The organism is Sphingobacterium sp. HSC-15S19 (genome assembly GCF_050433745.1).
GTDB lineage: Bacteria > Bacteroidota > Bacteroidia > Sphingobacteriales > Sphingobacteriaceae > Sphingobacterium > Sphingobacterium siyangense.
Genome location: NZ_JBNPWQ010000001.1, coordinates 224,935 through 249,606, shown reverse-complemented (window position 1 = coordinate 249,606; position 24,672 = coordinate 224,935). Strand labels below are relative to the sequence as shown.

The following is a 24,672-nucleotide window of genomic DNA, read 5'->3' as shown; positions in this document are numbered from 1 at the left end:
TTAAAAAACAGTAAAAGCAACTATATTGCATTTGATGTTTTTTAACTATATTTATAACGCGAATAGCGCTATGAAATGGCAACTCCATTTGACAATAGACAAGAGGTATAATCAGTACGATTTGATAAAAATTAATTTATGAACACATTATTAAAAAAAGATACAGCATCCAATCCGGAAGATTTAGGAGACCAACACATGATGACTTCAATGGATACTCCCCTGCGACCCGATGCATTTGATCGAACAGACGAAGAAAAAATCAGCAAGATATCTCAACTTTTTAAGGACATCATGTATGAACTTGGCCTCGACCTCCAAGATGACAGTCTGAGCGGAACGCCCCATCGTGTAGCAAAAATGTATATCAACGAATTGTTCTATGGCCTTAACCCGGTTAACAAGCCCAAGCTGTCCACCTTCGAAAATCGCTATGGCTACAATAAGCTATTGATGGAAAAAGACATACGGGTAAATTCAGCCTGTGAACATCATTTTTTACCAATCGTAGGGCGGGCACATATAGGCTATATCCCCAAAGACCGCGTAATAGGACTGTCAAAAATAAACCGTATTGTAGACTACTATGCGCATCGACCACAGGTGCAGGAACGCCTTACTTTACAGATTTACAATGAGCTCAGATCCACCTTAGCAACAGATGATATCATTGTTATGATTGATGCCGATCATCTCTGTGTCTCCGCCCGGGGTGTCAAAGACACCAGCAGCTGTACAACAACGCTGGAATACAGCGGTATATTCTTATCAGAAAGTAAACGAAACGAATTTTTCAATTTATTGAAATAAGATCTGCCTTTCCCCGACTTTCGTTGGGATGATACCAGAAGCAGATTAAATGTATAATCATCGCAAATGAATACAGCCCATGCTCGCCCAGTAACCATTTTAACTGGCTTTTTAGGTGCAGGAAAAACGACTTTTCTAAATGCCTTAATGAAATCCTATCCGAAAAAACGTTTTGCTATCATTGAAAATGAGATAGGACAACTAAATATAGATAGTTCCTTGCTCAATGAAAACTATGGACAATTGGTAGCGCTCCAAGAGGGGTGCATCTGTTGTACGCTGAACGATGAACTTTACACCGCACTCGAATCGCTCTATCAAAAACAAGACAGCTTTGATGAACTCGTTATTGAATGTACAGGTCTTGCCATACCCGATGCTATAACAGAACCTTTTACAAGGCATCCAGTGTTTAAGAGCTACTTCCCATTAAAAAAGATTATTTGCTTGGTTGATGCTGCACTTATTGAAGATCAGATCAAGGAAAGGGATGAAGTGTTACGGCAAATCACAGCTGCCGACGTCATTGTCATCAACAAAACCGAAGCGGTACATTCAGCATATTTGAGCTATTTAAGCAACTACTTAGCACATGTAAACCCATTAGCGAAAACTCTCCAGTCAACAGTAACGGAGGGGTTTCCTTTCGAAATAATTGAGGAAATAAAGTACACAAAAAAAATAGAAGCCTTTTCTTTTCTGAAGAACGTTAATCTAAGCAGTTCACTGATACTTGGCAAATCAAGTCTGGCAAAACAACATCTGAGCGATATTGCAACGCGCGTCTATACTTTTGCTGAAGAATTTAATTTCGTAAACCTATTTCTCGGTTTGAGCAAACTCGTCGGCAAATATCCAAACAAAATTTACCGAATGAAGGGAATTGGTTATAAAAAAGATGAAAACAAAAAAATCATTATACAGACCGTCGGTTCACGTGTCGATATGGACTATGGTAACCATTGGAAAAAGGATGAAAGAAAAATGAATACACTGGTATTTATTGGAAAAGAGCTTGATAGTCTCTCCATACAAGATCTCCTGATACGTATGTTGACCATCAAAGAGAAGCAATAAACGATTTATAGAAACAATTGTCTACGTAAAAAGACCTCTCGGACACAAATCCAAGAGGTCTTTCCATAACTAATTACGCTTACTTTGTATTTTATTTAATAAGCCAAATAATGTCATTTTGGGTATCTGATCCATTAAACTGACGTTGCAAAGCTTCTTTCAAGTAAGTTTCGTTGGTACTGTATTCGGTCTTAGGGTATGCCCACCGTTTCGGTATCTGGTTATTATTGGCATTCGAAGGTCCTATATCAAAAACTGGCACTCCTGTCCGGCGCTGCTCAAAAAATGCCTGTTTTCCTGAGTTTTCAAAAAATGCCACATACTTTTGTGTTAGGATCTGCTTTAACCCTTCCATATTGTTCCCTTTGTAAGGATTTGCCTGTAAGAACAAATTGATCTTGTCTTGAGAAATTCCGTAGAACAGCATCGACTGACTTATCCCTGACTGAAATCTTACCGCAGCATCTCCGCTAGCCCAACCGCGATTGATACCTTCTGCCAGGGCAAATTGGACTTCGGAGGCACCAAGTTGAATAGACGGAACCCCAGACGGCGAAGCGAGCCAATAATCGAAATTGATCATAGATAGCTGTCCATCCGCAGCTTGTTTTAGCAAGGTACTCTGTAGGTCGCCTGTTTTCCCGCCATTGTATGCGTCGAAGGGGCGCGTAGGATCAGAAGGCATCGCCGAAGCCGGCAGTGCCTGAATCAACAATCTTGGGTCCTGTAAAGTCTTTAAAATATTCAGGTAGGTTGCTCCCAATGTGTTGCGCACATCCTTTTTTATAATCACACCGTCTGTTGGCCACAGCGGATAGGTGTTAATATTATTGTAAAGGAGTTGAAAATTATCCCGATTTTCAAGAATCAGTGGGTATTTGGTTGGATTCGCCAAAACTTCAGCAAAGCGTTCCTTCACCCGCAATGCGGGACTATCATCGGCACGTTTGCTGAGGCTAATTAAAACACGTAGCTTAAATGAGTTGACCAGTTTCTGCCACTGCTCAGGCTTGCCATTGTAAAAGAAATCGCCATCTAATGTATTGCCTTTTTCTTTTAGATTTGCCAGTTCATTATTCGCCTCCTCAAGCCAGCTAAGCACCTGCTGGTATACCTCCAACTGGGTATTGTATTTGGGCGCAAAATTGCCCGCTGATTCACCTTGCAGAGCCTCTGTCAATGGAATATCACCAAACATTTCCGTCGTTCGGGCAAAGAAATAAGCCTTGAAAAATTTGGCCATGGTCATATAAGCAGCACTCAATTCAGGAGTTTTTGCAGCTTCGATTTCCATACGGTACACATCACGCAATATACCATAGGGCGTTTCGAAAGATCCTGTAGTCCATCCATAAGGCTGCCCCGCATAATAGGCCTCATTTTGTGTCATGTACTGATTATGTCGATGATCTTCACTCCATGGCGCATCATAGGAACGCATGAGTATTCCTGTAAACAAAAGTTTTGGAGCAGGATTATATACTGCCGCAGGGTCTTTTTGTAGATCCGTTATCTTTTTACAGGAACTGAAAGAGCACCCGAACAGGAGAAGAATGAGAGTGGATTTAAAGTACTTCATTTTTAAAAATTTTGACTAAGTTTTTAGAAGGTTGCGTTAAGATTTAGACCAAAGCTCTTTACTGATGGTGTCTGGTAGTCTGAGCTAGCACTGGTGAATTGGTCCAAATCCATATTTTGGGTACCTTTTCCAGTGAAATACAGCAAATTCCTACCGACCACTGAAACACTTGCACTGCGGAAGAATCTGGAATTTTTCAGCAAGTTGGCAGGTACATTATAACTGAAAACGATCTCCCGCAATTTGACAAAGGTTCGGCTTTTGGCTGTAATTGGTCCCGACCGATAGTAATTAGTGGCCCAATTTTGCCACAACACAGAAATATCATTTGGGGCAAATTCTCTTGTATCGGAGATTATCTTACCATCCTGATCTGTATTGAGCTGCCCCTTGACTATTTTTAAACCATTGGTCATGACAGTTCCTTTATAATCTTTGACATCCCTATTTTCCCAGTCCTTTAGACGATATTCATTTGCTGATTCGGGATGTGTTCCTGATCCCCCTTGTTTGGCATCCTGCACATTTTTTATTAAACCACCAAAGCGGCCATCGACAAGAAAACTAAAACTGAAATCACGGTATCGGAAACTATTGCTGATACTGGCCGTAAATTTATTATCGCTATAACCTATTCTGCTCACATAAGGATTGTAAGCTGGTAAACCGTTTGTACCCACAATTGGCATTCCTTTTTCATCACGCTGAAAATCATTCACGTAATATCCGTCCCATCGCTCACCAACACGAACATTCCCAGAACGCGTTTGATGCCCATCGATGTCATGTAGCCAGGCATGATTTGTTGATGCATTGACCATTACATTCCAGCTAAAATCTTTCTGTTGAATCAAAGTCCCATCGATACTCAGCTCGATACCTTTACGCAATAAAGTCAACCCATTGGTTTGTCTGGCTCTTACACCCGAAGTAACCGACGTAGCCAATTCGATAATCCTGGGACCTTCCAGGTTTCTAAAAAAAGCAAAATCGAAACCCAGACGGTTGTTAAATAAACGAGTTTCCAAACCTATTTCCGCCGTCTTCACACGCTCTGCCACGAGATCCGGGTTAGGTAATACATCAGTATATGTTACGCCGGTCATTGAATTGGCCCAACGACCATAATTACTGTATGCCGGCAAAAGTTTATAAATATCGTACTGGGCCGATTCATTGACGAAATCACTCGCAACGTTAGCGTATGCTCCACGGATTTTTAATGCGGAAATAACCTTAGGCAAAGTGACCATCTGTGAAATCACAGCGCTTAGTGAAGCCGATGGGTAGAAGTAGGTGTTATTCTTTACCGGCATCGTCGAAGATTTATCAAATCGCCCCGTTAGATTTAAGAATAACATGCTTTTATAGTCTATATCCATGAATCCATAAACACTTCCGACCTGGCGCAGGGCGCGATCGTTAGTAGACACCGTGGGCATGATCGAATTGCTTAAGTCATAAACACCGGGCACAGTCAATCCACGATCTGTACGTGCAAACAGCGATTTGACACTGACGGTTCTTAAATTACCAAAAACTGAGCCTGAGAAGCCTATGTCCTCGGCGATACGATTTTGGTATTTTAAGGAGACCTCTGTATTATTTTCCCAAAAAGTATCATAGGTTTCCTGATAACCTCCAACACGGCTTCCACCGATATTATAATTATATAAGTTGGCAGAAATTGGAATTTTAATCGTTCTATTCCTATTCCAGGTACTAGCACTTGTACGTGCATTTAATGACAATTTATCATTAAGCTTGTAATTAGCCGACACGTAACCGTAGATATCATCCTTATCATAAGTCCTCAAATTTTCATAAGCCGTCATCCAAGGATTGTCATAAATGGTGTATTCACGATTGTACTGCTGTACATTTTCTTTCCCAGGCTGCCAATAGTTGCGAAGATCATCAATATCATAATCTGCCGCTCCCCACAATGTAAGAATGTATATAGGACTATTTGGTCCATAAGCAATATTTGGATAATTTGGTGAATACTGCTTATTGTAATTTATGCTCGCATCGAAACGGAGCTTACTACCAGCGTTAATGCCTCCGGTAAGATTTATATTGGTGCTTCCCAATTTAGTGTTAGGCGTAGTTCCCCGTTGAAACATCTGAGACGCAGATAAGCGTAGATCACCATGATCATTTTTGGTCGATATAGCAATATTGTTTGTACTCAAAAGACCATTCTGAAGAAATTTCTTCAAATTATCTTTTCCTCTGGCCTCCCAAGGTAAGGGAATAAGCTGTCCTGTTTTGGGATCTATCGGACTGTTATATTGCGGAATAAGCTGTCCTTCAAATCGGGGTCCCCAAATATTGTAATCGTTGTCATTGATTCCACCCCCACGACCATCTTTAAAAGCATATTGATAATTTGAACCCGGGCCATATTCGGTTTGAATTTTTGGTATCGCATTATACCCCGTCTGCAATTGTGTACTTGAGTTAAATTCAACCTGGAAACCTTTATCCTGTGATTTTGCTCGTTTTGTCGTTATCACAATCGCTCCATTTTGACCTCTGTTCCCATATAATGCCGCAGCATTTGCCCCTTTTAAGACAGAATAGGATTCGATATCATCCGGACTAAGATTCCATGAATCGGTATTAATCGGCATGCCATCGACCACAATAAGAATATTGCTCCGACCACGTAACGTGATACCCGGGTCTCCAAATAAGTTTGTACTCGGTGTAATTGTTAAGCCAGACACGCGTCCAGCTAAACCAGAAATAGCATTTGGTTCCCGAGCTTTAACCATGTCTTTACCTTTTACTTCCTGCACTGAATAGCCAATAGCCTGCTTTTCTTTTTTGATACCAAGCGCAGTTACAACCACCTCATTGAGGGATTGTTGGTTCGGTATAAGCGAAATAACGGATGAAGGTTGATTACCAACAATGAAAACCTTGGGAAGATACCCCATGTAGCCAATTCTTAGCGTATCACCGATATGTGCATCGATCACAAACTTACCGGAATGATCCGATGAAACAAGCTTAGCTAAATGAGAATTACGAATTGTTGCGCCATGAATAGCGCCTTGACTCAATGAATCGACCAGTCTCCCCTGGAACGATCGGGTCTGGCTAAACCCCTGTGCAGCCAGCATGGCCAATGACAATGTTAGGCCAGTAACTTTAGGTGAAATTGAATAGGATAGTTTGAACATAATCGCTTACTTATAGATGAAAATGTAAGCAATATTAAACATCGTTTATTAATACTAAACTAAATTCATATTAAGTTTAGTATTTCCATATTAAGTTTAGTATTTCTTTTTGTCCTAAAATAGCTTAGCTAAGTCAGATAGCGGAGCGTTCACCAACACATCAAAGGATGTACTTTAAAAAGTATATCCATGTTATTCGTTAACAAACGAATAACATGTTAATTTACCCGATTAGTTTAATAAAATGACAGATAATGATCAAATTTACTTGTTGCTGAATTAGAATTTTCCGTCATTTGTGTAAATGATTTTTTTAGCTTTAAAAAAATCACAGCTAATTATTGACATGGCTGCTACAAATCGAATTACACGGAGCAAATAACATAACCTATTTTATCCGTAATTTGTGCGTACTCCCAGATTGAATTATTGAAAATCATACAACATTAAAACAACAATGAAAAAATTAACACTCGCCCTAATTTTCTTGGCTGGAGTCTACACACAGCATGCGGAAGCACAGACAGCAGGTACAGGACCCGACAAAGGACTTGATCTGAGCTTAATGGACAAATCTGTACGTCCACAGGATGACTTTTACAACTACGTAAGCGGAACCTGGATGAAAACGGCTAAAATTCCTTCCGACAAACCCACTTGGGGAAGCTTCAATAAATTGGCAGAAGATACGGACAACAATTCGATGAAAATTCTGAACTCACTTTTAAAAGATAAATTTCCTGAAGGAAGTGAGGGAAAAAAAATACAGGACCTGTACGCTTCTTACATGAACTTAAAGAAAAGAAATGCAGACGGTATTAAGCCGATTCAGGGAAATTTAAACAAAATTGACGCGATTAAAAACCTAAAAGATCTTCAGAATTATTTAACTTCCGTAACAAAAGAAGGTGAGAATAATTTCTATGGCTGGGGTGTCTACGCTGATTTAAAAGATTCAAAAATGAACGCGGTCTACTTAGGAGATGCCTCCTTAGGGCTAGGAAGAGATTATTATCAGAAAGAAAATGAAAAAAATACCGAAGCTATTGCCGAGTATCAAAAATATGTAGCTTCCATGTTAACAGAATTGGGCTATAAAAATGCTGATGCTGCCGCAAAAGGAATCGTTGACTACGAAAAAAGCATTGCGAAGACCTACTTGACCAATGAACAAAGCCGTGATAATACGTTACAGTACAATCCACAGACCATGGCAGAGTTAACCGCCTTGGTTAAAAATGTAAATCTACCTGAGTACCTTAAAAAAGTAGGTGTCAATACAGAAAAAGTAATCATTGGGGAATTAGGTTATTACAAGAACTTCGATAAATTGGTCAGTGCACAAAACCTTCCTGTTATTAAAGATTACTTAAAATTCCATATGATCAACGGTAGTGCCTCTTATTTAAGCGAAAAATTAGGAGACATGCGATTTGCTTTTTATGGTAAGTATTTAAGAGGTCAACAAGAACAAAGAGCATTAAATAAAAGAGGATTTGAACTGATCAATTCCACATTAGGTGAAGCTTTCGGAAAATTATATGTCGAAAAATATTTTCCAGCTGAGGCTAAAGCACAAATGGTCGAATTGATCGACTATTTAAAGAAAAGTTTTGCAGTCCATATCAACGATTTAAGCTGGATGTCTTCGGCTACAAAAGGAAAAGCGCTTGAAAAATTAAACAAATTTACTGTAAAAGTTGCCTATCCGGACAAATGGAAAGATTATTCTAAATTGAGTATTCTATCTGAAAATAAAGGCGGCAATCTGTATGCTAACCTCCAAAATATCACCACATGGCGATATGAAAAGGATCTGGCTAAAATTGGTAAGGCTGTTGACAAATCAGAATGGGGAATGACTCCACAAACAGTAAATGCCTATTACAATCCCGTAAACAATGAGATCGTGTTTCCGGCAGCTATTCTTCAACCGCCATTTTTCAACCCACAAGCCGACGCAGCTGTCAATTTCGGTGGTATAGGTGCGGTAATTGGCCACGAAATGAGCCACGGATTTGACGATTCGGGCGCACAATTTGATGCGGACGGAAACTTGGTAGACTGGTGGACACCAGAAGATAAAGCCAATTTTGAAAAAGCAACAAAAACACTCGCAGCTCAATACGATAAATATGAACCTGTAAAAGGCACTTTCGTCAACGGAACATTTACAAACGGTGAAAATATCGCGGATTTAGGAGGTGTAAACATTGCTTACGATGCACTTCAACTATATTTAAAAGATAAGGGAAACCCAGGTGAAATAAGTGGATACACGCAAGATCAACGCTTTTTCCTAAGCTGGGCAACTGTATGGAGAACCCTATCCAGTGAAAAATATATGGTCAACCAAGTTAAAACTGATCCACACTCTCCAGGATATTTCAGAAGTTTTGGTCCATTGATCAATGTTGACGCTTTTTATAAAGCTTTCGATGTTAAACAAGGAGACAAACTGTACAAGTCACCGGAAGAAAGAATCAAAATCTGGTAATAAGCATTTTACAGGAGCTGTCTCAAAAAAGGCAGCTCCTGTAATTTTCTTTAATCCAACATCTATTTCTTTTGTGCACCAACCAACCAACCAACCAACCAACCAACCAACCAACCAACCAACCAACCAACCAACCAACCAACCAACCAACCAACCAACCAACCAACCAACCAAGCCCAATATCGAAAGCCCCAGTAGTAACATTTCGTTTATAATTCACTAAATCTTTTTAGTATACTTATATTCATATTCTGAAAAACCAAGAAGTATACCATGATAAAAACCAAAACCTCAATTTTTGTGCTGGCACTATCGCTCTTCGGTTGGCTTAATGCTTTGGCACAACAGCCACAGCTTTCAACCCCATGGACAGCAATAGCCAAGCAAACAGAAATCCCACTTTCCGAATATCCACGTCCCCAAATGGAAAGGAATGAATGGCTATGTCTCAACGGTAAATGGGATTATATAGGTGGAAAGGATGCTCCGAATGCACTAAATCCTGCTGTCCCCATTTCCTTTGACCACAACCGAGAAAGCATTCTTGTCCCCTATTGTCCAGAGTCCTATTTATCCGGAATACAACGCAAACAAGAAATTAATCTGTGGTATCGTAAAAATTTCGAGCTACCTAATCATTGGAAAGGGAAAGATATTATACTCCATTTTGGTGCAGTGGATCACGACGCGACCATATTTGTAAATGGGAAAAAAGCTGGTACTCATTCAGGTGGCTACGACTCCTTCTGGATCAACATCACTGAGTTTTTAAAGGCCGGTCCAAATAACATTGTCGTTGCAGCGCATGACAAGAACGACGGTAAGTATCCTTCGGGTAAAAATGGACCTCGAGGCGACTATACATTTTCTTCTGGCATATGGCAAACTGTGTGGATGGAACCAGTAAGCAAAAACCATATACAGGGCATCAAATTGTTACCTCAAGTAGCAGAAAAACAACTAAAAATACAGGTCACTAGCACAGCGAAGGCAAAAGTTACGGCCATCGTTTCTTCAGAAGGAAAAGAAATTTCAAAAACGGTAATTCAGTCGGGCATGGAATTTAATATCCCGGTAGAAAATCCAAAACTTTGGTCTCCTGACTCCCCCTTTTTATACGATTTAAAATTAAGTATACATGGGAAGAATGGAGAAATCATCGACGAGGTTAAGAGTTATTTTGGTATGCGTGATATTAAACTTGGTAAGGTAAACGGAATTGTAAGGCCGCTATTGAATGATAAATTTGTGATGCAGCTCGGTCTTCTGGATCAGGGGTACTGGCCCGATGGTATTCTAACAGCACCTACGGAAGAAGCTCTCAAATATGACATCGAGTTTACCAAAAAAGCTGGCTATAACCTTATTCGTAAGCATATGAAAACCGAACCCCAACGGTTCTATTATTGGGCAGATAAAATGGGACTGCTCGTGTGGCAAGATATGCCCTGCCTTTGGTATCCCGATGAAGACACTACGATTTATCGAAAAGCATTTCGTGATGAATACAAGGCCATCATTGACGACCACTACAACTCCCCATCCATTATCGCCTGGGTTCCTTTTAACGAAAACTGGGGCGCTTTCGATGTACGCAATATTACCGACTGGACCAAACAATATGACCCTTCACGTTTAGTGAACGGTAATTCGGGATTTAACAACAATCCATCTTACCAAAAAGCTTATGGTGATCCCGGAAATGGAGATTTTGTTGACACCCATATCTATGTTGGCCCCAAGGGTGCCTCAGAACCGGATTCGAAACGGGCAGCTTCCCTTGGAGAGTTTGGTGGCGTAGGCTTATTTGTCCGCGGTCACATGTGGCCTGTCGAAAACAATGCCTATGCCTACGAACCCACTATAGAGGCACTCACAGACCGTTATATATTCCTAATGGATAATGTCGAACAATTGCTCCGATACAAAGGACTGAGTGTTGCTATTTATACGCAAACTACCGATGTGGAACATGAAGTCAATGGTCTATTGACTTACGACCGTAAAATACAAAAAATGGTTCTTGAAAGAATAAAAGCCGTCAACCAAGCCGTGATTAAAGCTGGAAATGAATTGAATTAGCGAATACAGATGTTCGCTATTTCGCTCTCAAAGAATTTTCAAACGATTCAACTGAAACAGCTGTTCTTTTTGCAGAAGTGTTTAATAACAGATCAAGGTGTAACACTATTATGGCAAAATATTCAGAAAAAGCATCTGAGAAAGTTGAAAAGACGATGCACGAAATGAAAGCGGGAAAATTAAAATCTGGTAGCGGAAAAAAGGTAACATCACGAAAACAGGCGATTGCCATCGGCCTCTCCGAAGCCAAAAAGGAAGGTGCCAAAGTACCCAAAAAAAATCCTAGCAAGTAAACTTGCTAGGATTTTCTCTTTAGCCCAAATTATGCTTTTTCATGCGGCAATCTACAGTAGAGATTTTTTCTTGTCTGTACCATCATAAGGATCTGACAAAACATTTTGACTATCCTCGACATCTATAAAATTTTGATTTACATCGACGGGTGTATAAATATGAACACTGCTTCCATTTCTCTTTTTGAGATAATATTGAATCTTTGTTGTATCAATATTGGTCACATCTGAAGCTGTCCATATCATTTTATGACCTGCACCATCAATCGTTATTACTGTATCATTGCCACGAGCGATGATACGCTGCAGTCCCAATTCTCCTTTTCGATCACCTTCTCTTGTCAACAAATGTGTGTTCCCATCTTTATCAATCATCCTGATCTGTTGATTATTGTTGCATCCAACTAAAAGGATGAAACTAAACAGAAGAAATGGAAGGGTCGTTCGTATTATTTTCATATCGTTCGTGGTATAACTCAATATAGTTTAACGACGAGACACAAAGATGCTGCCAAAATACAGCTGGCATCAAAGATACCTTCCAAAAGTTGGTGGATTTACCCTGAGTAGTTATCGCCTCCAGCAAACAACCTTCTGCTAAATCACATACAAAAACTACCTGTCTCTATTTTATATTCGTTTTTTTTATCAGACGGCTGGCACTTTCTGCTGCAATGATCAATGCTGCTGCAAGCATAATTACATCTTTCAGGACTAATCTACCTGCCGCGGATAAATAAGGAAAACCATAATTAGGTGACGGGAAATCCCCATCTAGCTTTGGCACAAACGCTTCTGGAGTTGTTATCAAGAAAGAAAGTGTAACCAATGACATAAGCACTGTACACAATGCTCCCAAAATTCCGATTTTAGGATACCAGATACCTAAAAATATCATCAGACCAATTGAAACAATTACAAAGCCAAGTATATAAGAAAAAATATAAGTTCCATTTTCTTGGTGCCATGCAATATTTTTCTTTACGACACGACCTTCCGGATTTTTAAACAACTGGTATTCCGGTATTAGCTCTCCGTTTTTATCCAACACCCGTTTTTCCGTATTATGATAAAAAAAACACATTGCCGGACTATTAATAACAAAAGGAACTATACCATCAGCTTCATATTTAAATGCTTTTAATCCTCCAATCCATGCCATCACAATAAAAATTGAAATTCTAGCAAAGTTTGTAAAGATATATTGTGACTTTGCCAATAGCTTTATTATTTTCTCCATAACGTAGTTTGTTTAATACCATGCAAAACTAAACAATGGCTTAAATCCACAACATGGACAAATAGATCTATAACATAGACTTTTCGGCAACAATTGATAAACCCACCCGCTTCCGAAATACCTTAGGAGATACGCCTACCATCTTCTTAAAAAATCTACTGAAATAAAACTCATCTTTGTACTGCAAATTGGCTGCTATTTCTTTAATACTTTTGGCCGTCAAATGGAGCTGTCTTTTACTTTCCAATACGAGGCGTTCCTGGATCAACTTTGATGGGGATTTTCCCCATTTCAATTTTATTTTTTTCGTAAAAACGGCTGGACTTAAACCGTAGTTCGCTGCATAAAAGGTAACTTCTTTATGCGCTTTATAATTCTTTTCCAAAAACTGCTCAAAGTCATCAATAATATCTCTATGAGCCCAAGACGGTTTTTGTACGTCGTTAAAAAGTAGCTTTTGTCTACTCGCTAGCGCTAAAATCAGCTGTAAATAGGTTCTGCTCAATGACTGATCATAGGATTCCGACGACATTTTGAGCTGATCTATTTTTCCCATGATCGTTGATATCTCATGATAAATAGCTGCTGAGAGCAACACATGAGGTTGCTGGTAGATGTTGTTGAATAGAATTCCATTACAGGCAACTTCATCTTTATGATATTCTATACAATAAAAATCGCCGTGAAATTTTAGCACACTAAAAGTACTTTTCAGCACCACATCCATCGTAAACAACTGATAGGGAGACAAAAACAAAACACTTTTAGGATCCGCATGGTATGTCACCAAATCAACCGAAAAACTCGTCGCTTTCTCAAATAAAAGAATGCAGTACAATGGTTCACTAATGTTGAATCTACCGGCAGATAATACTAATTTTTCAAACAGGATATGGGAATAGTTCATGTTATTAAGCTAATATATGAATTTAATCGAACCTATTCATCCGGTCTTAAGCTTCGCTTCAAATGATAAAACTTAAGCAGAATATGGTCATACCATAAGGCAAACAAAAGCATAGTAGCGGGTAACAATAATGTTTTCAATTTAAAATATTGAAACATAAAACCTCCTATAATTCCCCCGAAAAAAAAACCACCAATAATCATCAACTTAAGAAAAATACTTTTGTGTAATTTCACTTTCTCAACAATTTCTCTATAAAAAAGCAACTGTGAAATTTCAATACCAAGATCAGTAAACAATCCGGTCAAATGCGTCGTTCTGACAACGGATTGTGACACCTTCGTTACCAGGGCATTCTGAAGTCCCATAGCAAAAAGCAGGGCAAATGAAATTATTGTTGGCAAAGTTGGCCCTGCTTTAAATAAAGCTGGGACCAGTCCAACGTTAATTAAGATAATAGACTCGATACAAATTGGAATAATATAGGCGTTATGTGATTTCTTTTTTGAGGCTAATTCTACGATAAAACCTGAAACAGACGCTCCCATTAAAAAGAAAGCAATGTATAACAGATAAATCAAAGCCATCTTGTAATTCATTAAAATCAACTGTTCTGAAAAAAATGCGAAGTGACCTGTGACATTCGTTGTTAAAGTGCTAACGGCAAGAACACCTGTAATATTGACCAAACCCGCAACACAAGATAAAATAGAGGCTAACTTTAAATTATGAATATAATTCCTTCCTCTCCCTTGATGCCTAAACATTTGAATTAATCTTTATAAATTAGAGAAAATAGATGAAAACAAGATTCATTTAAGGTTTCAGTAAATCATATACCCTGACATAATCCACCTCCATCTCTGCAGGAAATGTGCTACTATCGACGCCTTGCATACCGCCCCAATCTCCACCAACGGCCAGATTCAATAGTAAATGAAATCTTTTATCAAATGGCCACACGCCATTGCCTTTTCCTTCATTTGGAAAACTGTAGATCTGTACATCATCCACGAAACCACGAATATACTCAGGGGTCCAGTCTATCCGATAATTATGAAACTCCGATGTTGCCTGATCAATTCGTTTCATCACTCCTTTTTGAGTTCCGATAGAATGATTATAATCCTTTGTATGAACGGTAATATGTATTGCATTCTCGTCATAACCGACATGCTCCATGATATCTATTTCTCCCGAATGTGGCCATCCTCCGTAACCCCAATCTGTCGGCAACATCCAAGCAGCTGCCCACGTACCTTTCCCTTTCGGCACCTTGGCTCGGACTACAAATCGACCATATAGAAAATCGCCCTTGTTTTTACTCACCAGCCTGGCAGAAGTATAGTTCAACCCCTCATATTGTTCTTTTATTGCAGTAATACGTAAAACACCATTTGCCACACTTGCATTTTTCCTGTTTGCATCTGTATAGTATTGAAGTTCATGATTTCCCCAACCATTATGCAAGGAGCCTACATCATATCCCCATTTTTTTGCGTCCGGAAGACCATTGTAATCAAACTCATCACTCCAACTGGGCATTTCAGCAAACTTATATTCTCCTACATGTGTACTATCGGGACTTGCAGAAAGTATTGCGATCAAAGAAAGTATCCAAAGGCTCATTATGTTTATATTTTATACAATTATTGATAAAGCTAATGAAAAATATGAATAGATTACCTCACATCGGAGACGCAATTTAAAGCTCAGTTAGTAATCATAAAATCGCGGCTACTAACTTTAGTTTAATCATTTTCCCTTTACTAAACCGTGTACGATCAACCAATGGAAAGTGATAAACAGGAGGAGATTACCCGCAATTAATATAAATTACGCTTAAAAAAAGTAGGTACCGTCAGGTTGCGATAAATTGCTTTCGTAAGATTTCGGGAAAATATACTTTTGAAAAAACTTTTAGGACTGTACGACACAAGTAAAAGATCAATAGCTTCGATTTCCACCATGTAGTCGATACAACGTGGTATAGGCATATTGTAATCTAAACGATTGACCGCATTTTTTTCCACATAATCAATTTTATTAAACGAAAATTGGGCGGATAGCTTTTGTTTCCAGTTTTCAATATCTTCTTGTTTTGGAGAGATATACTTTTGTGTTACGTGCAACAGGCTGAGATTAAATTTCTCCGGTACACGTAAGATGAAACTGTCGAGTAGATCATATTCGGACGCTTTAAAATTGCTCAGTAATCCGATATTTTGTAACCTAAATTTTTGGAAAGTGATGGGTACTGCCAAGACACCGACTGGACTCTTTTTTATCAGGGCGAAGGTATTGCTTCCCAAGACAGCTTTTTGTATCATACCTTTACCTTTAGCTCCCATGACGATAAAATGGTATTCTTTTTCTTGTAGTAAGTTTAGTACCGTTTTTTCCAAGTCGCCGGCCAAACTTACGGTTTTACAGCGGAGATCAGAAAATTCATCGTCGATACGTATCTGCCAGTCCTTGAGCATGCTTTCAGCCTCTTCCTTCTGAGGCTTCAAAAACATATTCTCCATTTTCGCATGGACACTGTCTTTTATTGGGATGGTATAAATATGCAGAAGTTCTACTGTCCAATTAAATTTTTTAGCCAGATTCGCCGCATATTGAACAGCAGTCCATGAGTTTTCAGAAAAATCGGTGAGTACGAGAATTGTTTTGTCCATAAATATTTTGCAGATAAATCAGCGCGGATTATTAGTATTACAACAGTAAAGAAGACAGAAGGTTTTTAATAATCAATCAAAAGAGAAACTTAAAAAAAAGGTTTTCAAACGGGGAGAATGAAAACCTTAAATAACCAATTATAAACCTAAATTATGATACAACAAAGATAAGCATCAAAAAAATAAAATCCAAAATAAACTACCAAAAAGATAGACTTTTTTTTCACTAAGGAATCAGTACAGCCCTTCCTTTGATCTTACCGCTGCGCATTCGATCATAAACTTCGTTAGCCTGATCAAGCTTAAACTGCTCAATTTCAATATGAATCTTCCTTTGCCTAGCCAAACCTACAACTTCCATAAGCTCAACCCGAGAGCCCCAATATGGGTTTGTCATACTCACACCAAAAGGAAGCCCGACATATTGTACTGGTAGTGTCCCCCGCCTAATCCAACAATTGTCAGGTCACCATCCAAACCAACAACCTTTGTTCCTAGATCTATAGTCGATGTTGCGCCAACAAAATCAATCACTACTTTAGCTTTTTTAATGCCCGTAATCTTATTTATTTGTTCGGCTGCATTTGCATCTTTCGAATTAACCACATAGGCTGCGCCGAGTTCTTTAGCAAAGGCTAGTTTTTCTTCGGTGACATCACAGGCGATAATTGAACTCGCGCTTACTTCATTTAGTATTTGTAAGGCAACATGGCCCAAACCTCCAACTCCGATCACAACCACATACTCATCTGCTGTCAATTTGCCTATCGAACGTTTTATCGCCGAATAAGGAGTAAGTGCCGCATCCGTTAATGGCGCAGCAATGACTGGATCTAAGTCATAAATTGGGACCAGTAAACGCGAAGAAGGGACAAGCATATATTCCGCCATCCCACCATCTAGGCCTAGCCCACCACCATAAGCCATTTCAGACTGGTGATCACAATAATTTTCCTTTGATTGCTGACAGGGTTTACAGTGCCCACAGCCCCAAGGGCCATAGACCAGTACCGCGTCTCCTTTTTTATAGTCTTTTACATCCGATCCAACTTCTTCAATCCAGCCCGCATTTTCGTGTCCCAAGGTAAATACCGTACCTACAACGGTCCCCTCATCTATAATGTGGAGATCAGAATGACAAACACCTGCACCACCAATTTTTAGTAATACTTCATCGCCCTTAGGAACGGGCTTCACAAGATCATTCACAACGCGGACATCTTTATGCCCAAAAAAACGTACTGCTTTCATATTGAAAATTTTTTGTTGACTAATAGAACTACAAATAAGAACGATATATGTTTCAACGCATATGAAGACAGCGGCAACATGTAAGTCTTATTCCAAGAAAAAGTATTGCAGTCCCCTGATCGTATTACCTAACGGGCAAGTCAAAAGTATTCATGCAATAAAGGCCGGCAACTCGAAGATATTTATGTATTTTTATCGGGAATCAAAGGATAAAAATACATGCTAAAAAAAGGTGAACATATTGAAGGCGTTCCTATGGAACTCCAACAATTGTTGGATACGGACGAAAAAGCCAATGCTTTTTTTGAAACACTTTCCAAATCATACAAACAAGGCTATTGTGATTGGATTGGATCAGCAAAACAGGAACAAACCCGAAAAACAAGAGCTGAAAAAGCAATACAAATGCTACGAAATAATCAGAAAACGTTAAAAACCGTTTAGAATAGCCCAATTGGATATTAAGGTGGTTACTTATCAAAAAATACTACAAGCCATTCTTACTCAATTGAAAGAATAGATTAAGCCAAACTAAAAAAACAACGAAAATCAACCCGAAAAACACCTAAAAACACAACCAATTAAAGAAAACTAAAGCTATTTAGGTGATATTTTTTAAAAATATCACCTAAACGCAATTTCAAAAACGGAATTTGAGTAATTTTTACACAATTAACCACTAAAACACTGTCAGTTTAAACACTTTGTAACAATATTACATAAACTTTAAAATTTCCATACCTAAATCACTTGTATCATTTTTAAAGTTTAATTACATTTGCTTTCAAGGATGCAAGGAAAATTCCATCAATATCTGTTCGGCGTAGTTTGCGCAATACTTATCAGTTTTGGCTGGTATCATGTGCCAACACCAAATAATATTCCCTCCTGCAATCTTCACGCTGTCAATCACTTCAACAAGCAAGTAAAAAGCGAAGATTATGACACCAAAGTTATTCGCAAAACTAAACGTCCTCGACATGAAAAATTAAGGGCTTATTTTTCAGAAAATGATAATGAAAACGACGACACGGGAAGCGATTCCAATAGCCCTAACTTATTCGCACTTAAAGGCGATGGTTTTGGAAATCTAGTCTCTTATATCCATCCCGAATTTCACAATACACGCACAGCAGTTTCGCTTGCAAATTCCAACCAGCTTACTTCACGAAAAAACGCCCTATATATCCATTACAGTGTATTCAGGCTGTGATTTTTTAATAATTTCTTAAAAAAACATCAAAATAGCTTTCAAAACCATTTGGAAGCAGGTCACACTATTGTTCAATTTTTCGAAAATAATTAAAAAACTATTATTATGGTCATGAGAAGCTTTATGTATATAAGCCTGTGCCTTATTATTCTATCGACAAGCTGTCAGTCAGAAAAAAAAGACAAAAAAGAAGCTGCAGTTTTCAATGTCACTACTCCTTTGGTCAAAGATACAATTGTCAATAAAGATTATGTAGCCCAAATCCGTTCGATCAACCATATTGAATTGCGCGCACAGGAAAAAGGCTACATTCAATCGATATTTGTCGATGAAGGTCAATTTGTACAAAAAGGACAACCCCTCTTTAAAATCATGCCCAACCTCTATGAGTCCGATGTAAATCGTGCTAAAGCAGAGGTAAAATATGCTGAAATCGAATATCAGAACACCAAAAATCTGTCCGAAAAAGATATTGTCGCTCCGCAGGAAACTGAAATGGCAAAAGCAAAATATGAAAAAGCCAAAGCTGAGTTAGCCGCTATGAATACCCATCTCAAATTTACTGATATCGTAGCACCGTTTTCAGGAATCGTTGGTAAGCTTCATGTCCGTAAAGGAAGTCTTGTCGATGAAGGTGAGTTGATCACAGAGCTGTCCGACAACAGTAAAATGTGGGTTTACTTCAATGTACCCGAAGTTGAATACCTCAATCAAATGGACGCAAAACAAGACAATAACCCGCTGCATGTACGGTTAAACATGGCCAATGGAAAAGAATTCGGTCATGAGGGTATTGTTGAAACAATTGAATCAGACTTCAATAATGAAACTGGAAATATTGCCTACAGAGCGACTTTTCCAAATCCAAAGGGATTATTGCGTTATGGCGAGACAGGCAATATCGTCATTACATCGCCCTATAATAACGCGCTTATGATACCTCAGAAAGCTACATTCGAGGAGCTTGAAAAAAAATATGTTTACGTTATTACAAAAGATAATAAAGTAAAAGCAAGAGAAATAAAAGTTGCTGCAGAACTGCCGCATATCTATGTTGTTTCTTCCGGATTGGGCAAGGACGAAAAAATTCTGCTGAATGGACTTCGCATGGTACAGGAAAACCAGACTATTGAATCCAAATATCAGACTCCGGAGAAAGTCATGTCAAACTTAGATTTATATGCAGAGTAATTAAAAAAGCAGCATTATGTTTAAAAAAGTAATACATCGACCGGTATTTGCTATTGTCATATCGGTTGTAATCCTATTTATCGGAGGTTTGGCCATAAAGCAACTTCCTACTGAGCAATTTCCAAAAATCGCACCGACTACAGTGGCGGTCTCCATTGCCTATCCTGGTGCAAGCGCTGATGTACTTGTAAAATCCTCACTGATTACACTGGAGAATGCAATCAACGGTGTACAGGGAATGCGCTATATCGCAACCGATGCGACCAGTGCCGGTGAAGCAACCGTAAACGTCGTATTTGATCCAGGAACAGATCCCAACGATGCCGTCGTACTGGTCAAAACCCGGGTGGATCAAGTTATGCCACTACTGCCTGAACTTGTTCAAAAGGAAGGAGTCGTCGTCAATCCAATTCAGCCTAGTATGCTGATGTACGTGAATCTTTACAGTACAAATAAAAGCATGGATGAAAAGTTCTTGTACAACTATGCAACGGTAAATATCATTCCTGAAATCAATCGTATTCATGGTATAGCCAAATCACAAATCTTAGGTAGCCGTAGATATGCCATGCGCGTCTGGTTAAATCCCGATCGTATGCGCGCCTATAGCTTATCAGTTGATGAAGTGATGAAAGCGATAGGAGAACAAAGTATTATCGGCCGTCCCGGTCGACTGGGACAAAGCTCGGGTATTGCAGCGCAATCCCTCGAATATGTCCTAACTTATAAAGGGCAATACAATACACCTGAAGAATACGACAATATTATCGTTCGCGCAAACGGCGACGGTGAAAACATCAAGTTAAAAGACGTAGCTAAAGTCGAATTGGGTAGTGAGTTCTTTGACATCTATTCCAATTTAGACGGGCATCCCTCGGCTTCAATTGTGTTGAAACAGAATTATGGTAGTAATGCCAATGACGTTATTAAAGATGTGAAGGCAAAACTTGCTGAGATGAAAGGTAACTTTCCTCCAGGGATAGACTATAAAATCAGTTATGACGTATCCCAATTCTTGGATGCTTCTATCGAACAGGTGATGCATACCCTACGCGATGCTTTTATTTTAGTTGCCATTGTTGTGTTTATTTTCCTTGGCGATTGGCGTTCGACGTTGATTCCAATCATCGCCGTGCCCGTTTCGCTGATAGGTACATTCTTCGTCATCCAATGGTTCGGTATGTCGATCAACTTAGTGACCTTGTTTGCATTGGTGCTTGCTATCGGGATTGTCGTGGACAATGCCATTGTGGTCATTGAAGCAGTACATGCCAAAATGGAAGAAAGTGCCATATCGCCATACAGCGCTGTAAAAGAAGTCATGGGCGAAATCGCAGGTGCTATTATCGCTATTACAGCTGTTATGGTGGCCGTTTTTATCCCCATTTCATTTATGACAGGCCCTGTCGGAACATTTTACCGTCAGTTTTCAATTACCATGGCGAGTTCCATCGTGATATCTGCAGTAGTCGCATTAACCCTTACTCCTGTGCTTGCCGCGATGCTCCTGAAAAATAACCATGGTAAACCAAAAAAATCAAATGTATTCACTAAATCGCTCGACCTTTTTAACCGTACTTTTGATAAAATAACGGGCAAGTATGCCTCCTTACTTCGTAAAATTGCCAGCCGAAAAGTAATTACATGGGGTATCTTAATAGCATTCTGTGTCGGAATTTTCGTCATTAACAAAACGCTTCCAGGAGGTTTTATACCGAGCGAGGACCAAGGCACAATATATGCCATTATTCAGACTCCTCCAGGATCAACATTGGAACAGACCAATAAGCTTTCCAGAGAGCTCCAAAAGATCTGTCAAGGGGTAGATGGGGTAGAATCTGTCTCATCACTGGCGGGTTATGAAATCATGACGGAAGGCCGTGGATCGAATGCAGGAACCTGTCTTATCAACCTCAAAACCTGGGGTGAACGTGAACACTCCGTTAAAGAGATCATGGAAGAACTTGAAGAAAAATCAAAAAATCTAGGTGCAACGGTTGAATTCTTCGAACCTCCCGCTGTTCCAGGGTTTGGTTCTTCAGGAGGTTTCTCCATGCGCCTGCTGGACCTCAATAGGACCACCGATTACCAAGATTTCGATAAAGTAAATAAAGCATTTATCGCTAATCTAAAGAAACGTAAGGAACTCACCGGAGTCTTTACATTCTTTGCCGCCAATTACCCACAATACGAATTGGTATTTGACAATAACGCCGCCATGCAAAAAGGCGTTTCCATTGGTAAAGCCATGGACAACCTCAATATCCTTATCGGTAGTACCTATGAGCAGGGTTTTATCCGTTTCGGTCAGTTCTTCAAAGTCTATGTACAATCTTCACCAGAATTTAGAAGGCTACCTTCCGATATCATGAACCTTTACGTCAAAAACGATCATGACCAAATGGTTCCTTATTCGGCCTTTATGACCTTAAAAAAAACACAGGGACCAAACGAAATCACGCGCTACAACATGTACAATTCGGCCGCCATCCGTGGACTTCCGGCAAATGGGTATACAACGGCTGACGCTATTCAGGCAATCAACGAAACTGCACTTCAAACATTACCACATGGCTATAAAGTTGCCTGGGAGGGCTTGTCCTATGATGAGGCCCAACGTGGAAACGAAGCCGTTTATGTCTTTTTAGTCGTCTTAGTCTTCGTATATCTTGTACTTGCTGCACAGTACGAAAGCTTTATCATTCCGTTTGCGGTATTGTTGTCGCTACCAGTTGGTGTATTTGGATCATTCTTCCTATTAAAAGCTATGGGACTGGAAAATGACATCTATGCACAGGTCGGACTGATCATGATTATTGGTTTATTGGGTAAAAATGCGGTGCTTATCGTAGAATTTGCCGTGAAAAGGCGCCAAGCTGGCGATAGCATATTAGAAGCAGCTATTGAGGGCTCACGAGCACGTTTCAGACCTATCCTCATGACCTCATTTGCATTTATCGCTGGACTTGTACCACTTGTCTTTGCCAGTGGTGCCGGAGCTATCGGTAACCATACCATAGGTGCCTCAGCGCTGGGAGGTATGCTCGTCGGAACTATCTTTGGCGTTATTGTCATTCCCGGACTCTACTACATTTTTGCAAAATTGGCTGACGGAAGAAAAATGATCCAAGCCGAAGACGAATCACCATTAAGCGAAGACATGATACATTATGAATAAGAACAGATTATATCACTATACAGGTTTCGCATTTTTCTTGCTTAGTCTTGCAGCCTGCAAACCACTGGAAATAAAACAACGTGCCGAAAATAGAACCGTTCCCGGAAACTATGGGGATGCTGACAGCGACACCGTGAATACAGGAAAAATCAAATGGAACAGCTATTTCAGCGATCCCAATCTACAAGGACTGATCGGTCAGGCACTAGCAAACAACCAGGAGCTACATATTATGCTTCAGGAAATTGAAATAGCCAAAAATGAGGTAAGCGCCAAAAAAGGTGAATATCTACCTTCCGTAGGTGTAAAAGTTGGTGCGGGGGTCGACAAAGTAAGTCGCTACACAAACATTGGAGCGATGGAAAAGAATACAGAAATCGAACCCGGACGCGAAATGCCTGAACCGCTATTTGATTTTGGAGTTGGTGTACAGGCACAATGGGAAACAGATATCTGGGGTAAACTCCACAATGCGACCAAAGCGCAGCTGCAACGGTATTTTGCCAGCGTGGAAGGCAAAAACTTTATGGTAACTCACCTGATCGCTGAAATTGCAGATTCTTATTATGAACTCCTGGCGCTCGATAACGAACTTCTGGTTATCAATGAGAATGTAAAGATTCAAAACGATGCATTGGTCGTCGTAAATGACTTGAAGAAAAATGCGCGATCCAATAAACTTGCCGTCAAAAGATTTGAAGCCCAGATATTGAAAACCCAAGGTATGCAATATGATATCAAGCAGAAGATCACAGAAACAGAAAATAGAATAAACTACCTTGTTGGAAGATTCCCGCAGCCGGTTCAAAGGGATCAACAATCATTTGATAAGCTTGTTCCGCAAACCGTTTATGCCGGCATCCCGGCCGACCTCCTGGAAAACAGACCTGATATAAAGCAGGCTGAATATGAACTTGCAGCGTCCAAACTGGACATCAAATCGGCCAAAGCCCGCTTTTACCCTTCTTTGGACATTGCGGCGGGAGTAGGTTTTCAAGCTTTTGATCCGACTTATCTCATCAAACCGGAAGCCTTTCTCTCTTCCCTCGTTGGTGAACTCACCGCCCCTTTGATCAACAAACGGGCAATTAAAGCCGCGTATTATAGCGCAAATGCACGACAGGTTCAGGCTGTTTACCATTATGAGCAGACTATATTGGCTACTTATATTGAAGTTGCAAACCAGCTCTCCAAAATTAAAAATCTGGAGAATGGCCTACAAATTAAGACCAAGGAAGTCGATGCATTAAATGAGTCTATCGGTATTTCCAACGACCTTTTTAAATACGCCCGCGCAGATTATATGGAGGTTCTGCTGACACAACGCGATGCCCTGGAATCCAAATTTGAGCTCGTTGAGAAGAAGGTCAACCAACTCAAAGCAAGCGTAGCGATATACAGATCCCTAGGTGGTGGATGGGATCATCAATAGCACACTTTCAATTTTAGTTTTTATATGTTGGGGACTTATCATGTGATAAGTCC

Annotated in this window: 21 protein-coding genes; 10 read left to right on the top strand and 11 right to left on the bottom strand. The window is 39.6% G+C overall.

The window, feature by feature from the left end:
• The first annotated feature begins 138 nt into the window (after nucleotides 1–138).
• Both folE and L1283_RS01110 read left to right on the top strand, forming a co-directional pair.
• A complete protein-coding gene (gene folE, locus L1283_RS01115; RefSeq protein ID WP_286710370.1) occupies nucleotides 139–810 on the top strand; it encodes a GTP cyclohydrolase I FolE in 672 nt (223 codons plus the stop codon).
• A 66-nt stretch (nucleotides 811–876) separates the two neighbouring features.
• Nucleotides 877–1,887: a CobW family GTP-binding protein gene (locus tag L1283_RS01110; RefSeq protein ID WP_145330449.1), complete on the top strand. Its 1,011-nt coding sequence runs from the start codon at nucleotides 877–879 to the stop codon at nucleotides 1,885–1,887.
• Between the two features lie 91 nt (nucleotides 1,888–1,978).
• Here L1283_RS01110 and L1283_RS01105 read toward each other — a convergent pair whose 3' ends face one another.
• Together L1283_RS01105 and L1283_RS01100 are read right to left on the bottom strand one after the other, a co-directional pair.
• Complete coding sequence (locus L1283_RS01105; RefSeq protein ID WP_424545428.1) at nucleotides 1,979–3,466, bottom strand: SusD/RagB family nutrient-binding outer membrane lipoprotein; 1,488 nt, start codon at nucleotides 3,464–3,466, stop codon at nucleotides 1,979–1,981.
• A gap of 23 nt (nucleotides 3,467–3,489) precedes the next feature.
• Entirely contained in the window at nucleotides 3,490–6,657 is a 3,168-nt protein-coding gene (locus L1283_RS01100) for a SusC/RagA family TonB-linked outer membrane protein (protein ID WP_341831564.1), read from the bottom strand.
• Between the two features lie 457 nt (nucleotides 6,658–7,114).
• Here L1283_RS01100 and L1283_RS01095 point away from each other — a divergent pair, with 457 nt between their 5' ends.
• On the top strand, nucleotides 7,115–9,154 hold the full coding sequence (locus L1283_RS01095) for a M13 family metallopeptidase (protein ID WP_145330442.1): 2,040 nt from the start codon (nucleotides 7,115–7,117) through the stop codon (nucleotides 9,152–9,154).
• Here the strand turns inward: L1283_RS01095 and L1283_RS01090 are convergent.
• Nucleotides 9,125–9,358 (bottom strand): hypothetical protein, encoded by a 234-nt coding sequence (locus L1283_RS01090; protein ID WP_429625640.1) that lies wholly within the window; start codon nucleotides 9,356–9,358, stop codon nucleotides 9,125–9,127. The two genes, L1283_RS01095 and L1283_RS01090, sit on opposite strands and share 30 nt — an antisense overlap.
• 69 nt (nucleotides 9,359–9,427) lie before the next feature.
• On the opposite strand from L1283_RS01090, the gene L1283_RS01085 reads away from it, so the two are divergent.
• Together L1283_RS01085 and L1283_RS01080 are read left to right on the top strand one after the other, a co-directional pair.
• Nucleotides 9,428–11,236 (top strand): glycoside hydrolase family 2 protein, encoded by a 1,809-nt coding sequence (locus L1283_RS01085; RefSeq protein WP_145330739.1) that lies wholly within the window; start codon nucleotides 9,428–9,430, stop codon nucleotides 11,234–11,236.
• Nucleotides 11,237–11,346: 110 nt separating this feature from the next.
• Nucleotides 11,347–11,529: a DUF6496 domain-containing protein gene (locus L1283_RS01080; protein WP_145330741.1), complete on the top strand. Its 183-nt coding sequence runs from the start codon at nucleotides 11,347–11,349 to the stop codon at nucleotides 11,527–11,529.
• 51 nt (nucleotides 11,530–11,580) lie between these two features.
• On the opposite strand, the gene L1283_RS01075 is transcribed toward L1283_RS01080, so the two are convergent.
• The 8 genes from L1283_RS01075 to L1283_RS01040 all read right to left on the bottom strand — a co-directional run bounded on the left by L1283_RS01075 (nucleotide 11,581) and on the right by L1283_RS01040 (nucleotide 17,605).
• Nucleotides 11,581–11,988, bottom strand: a complete 408-nt coding sequence (locus tag L1283_RS01075) for a hypothetical protein (protein ID WP_139145018.1) — start codon at nucleotides 11,986–11,988, stop codon at nucleotides 11,581–11,583.
• Nucleotides 11,989–12,154: 166 nt separating this feature from the next.
• On the bottom strand, nucleotides 12,155–12,769 hold the full coding sequence (locus L1283_RS01070) for a DUF417 family protein (protein WP_429625639.1): 615 nt from the start codon (nucleotides 12,767–12,769) through the stop codon (nucleotides 12,155–12,157).
• A 67-nt stretch (nucleotides 12,770–12,836) separates the two neighbouring features.
• The gene (locus L1283_RS01065) at nucleotides 12,837–13,676 is read right to left on the bottom strand and encodes a helix-turn-helix domain-containing protein (RefSeq protein WP_145330745.1); all 840 of its coding nucleotides are present in this window, start codon (nucleotides 13,674–13,676) and stop codon (nucleotides 12,837–12,839) included.
• A 32-nt stretch (nucleotides 13,677–13,708) separates the two neighbouring features.
• Nucleotides 13,709–14,443: a YoaK family protein gene (locus L1283_RS01060; protein WP_145330747.1), complete on the bottom strand. Its 735-nt coding sequence runs from the start codon at nucleotides 14,441–14,443 to the stop codon at nucleotides 13,709–13,711.
• A 49-nt stretch (nucleotides 14,444–14,492) separates the two neighbouring features.
• Complete coding sequence (locus L1283_RS01055) at nucleotides 14,493–15,305, bottom strand: glycoside hydrolase family 16 protein (protein WP_145330749.1); 813 nt, start codon at nucleotides 15,303–15,305, stop codon at nucleotides 14,493–14,495.
• A 197-nt stretch (nucleotides 15,306–15,502) separates the two neighbouring features.
• Nucleotides 15,503–16,354 (bottom strand): universal stress protein, encoded by an 852-nt coding sequence (locus L1283_RS01050; RefSeq protein WP_145330751.1) that lies wholly within the window; start codon nucleotides 16,352–16,354, stop codon nucleotides 15,503–15,505.
• 226 nt (nucleotides 16,355–16,580) lie between these two features.
• The gene (locus tag L1283_RS01045; RefSeq protein WP_429625638.1) at nucleotides 16,581–16,751 is read right to left on the bottom strand and encodes a hypothetical protein; all 171 of its coding nucleotides are present in this window, start codon (nucleotides 16,749–16,751) and stop codon (nucleotides 16,581–16,583) included.
• Between the two features lie 2 nt (nucleotides 16,752–16,753).
• Nucleotides 16,754–17,605: an alcohol dehydrogenase catalytic domain-containing protein gene (locus tag L1283_RS01040; protein ID WP_208734384.1), complete on the bottom strand. Its 852-nt coding sequence runs from the start codon at nucleotides 17,603–17,605 to the stop codon at nucleotides 16,754–16,756.
• A 219-nt stretch (nucleotides 17,606–17,824) separates the two neighbouring features.
• On the opposite strand from L1283_RS01040, the gene L1283_RS01035 reads away from it, so the two are divergent.
• From L1283_RS01035 to L1283_RS01015, 5 genes are all read left to right on the top strand, one after another.
• Nucleotides 17,825–18,049 (top strand): YdeI/OmpD-associated family protein, encoded by a 225-nt coding sequence (locus L1283_RS01035; protein ID WP_145330753.1) that lies wholly within the window; start codon nucleotides 17,825–17,827, stop codon nucleotides 18,047–18,049.
• Nucleotides 18,050–18,395: 346 nt separating this feature from the next.
• Nucleotides 18,396–18,818 carry a hypothetical protein gene (locus tag L1283_RS01030; RefSeq protein WP_070566908.1) on the top strand — a complete coding sequence of 141 codons (423 nt, stop codon included), beginning with the start codon at nucleotides 18,396–18,398 and terminating at the stop codon, nucleotides 18,816–18,818.
• A gap of 105 nt (nucleotides 18,819–18,923) precedes the next feature.
• Nucleotides 18,924–20,009, top strand: coding sequence for an efflux RND transporter periplasmic adaptor subunit (locus L1283_RS01025; protein ID WP_145330755.1), 1,086 nt, complete (start codon nucleotides 18,924–18,926; stop codon nucleotides 20,007–20,009).
• Nucleotides 20,010–20,025: 16 nt separating this feature from the next.
• The gene (locus tag L1283_RS01020) at nucleotides 20,026–23,187 is read left to right on the top strand and encodes an efflux RND transporter permease subunit (RefSeq protein ID WP_088162530.1); all 3,162 of its coding nucleotides are present in this window, start codon (nucleotides 20,026–20,028) and stop codon (nucleotides 23,185–23,187) included.
• On the top strand, nucleotides 23,180–24,619 hold the full coding sequence (locus L1283_RS01015) for a TolC family protein (protein ID WP_429625637.1): 1,440 nt from the start codon (nucleotides 23,180–23,182) through the stop codon (nucleotides 24,617–24,619). Before L1283_RS01020 ends, L1283_RS01015 begins: the two co-directional genes overlap by 8 nt.
• Nucleotides 24,620–24,672 lie beyond the last annotated feature (53 nt).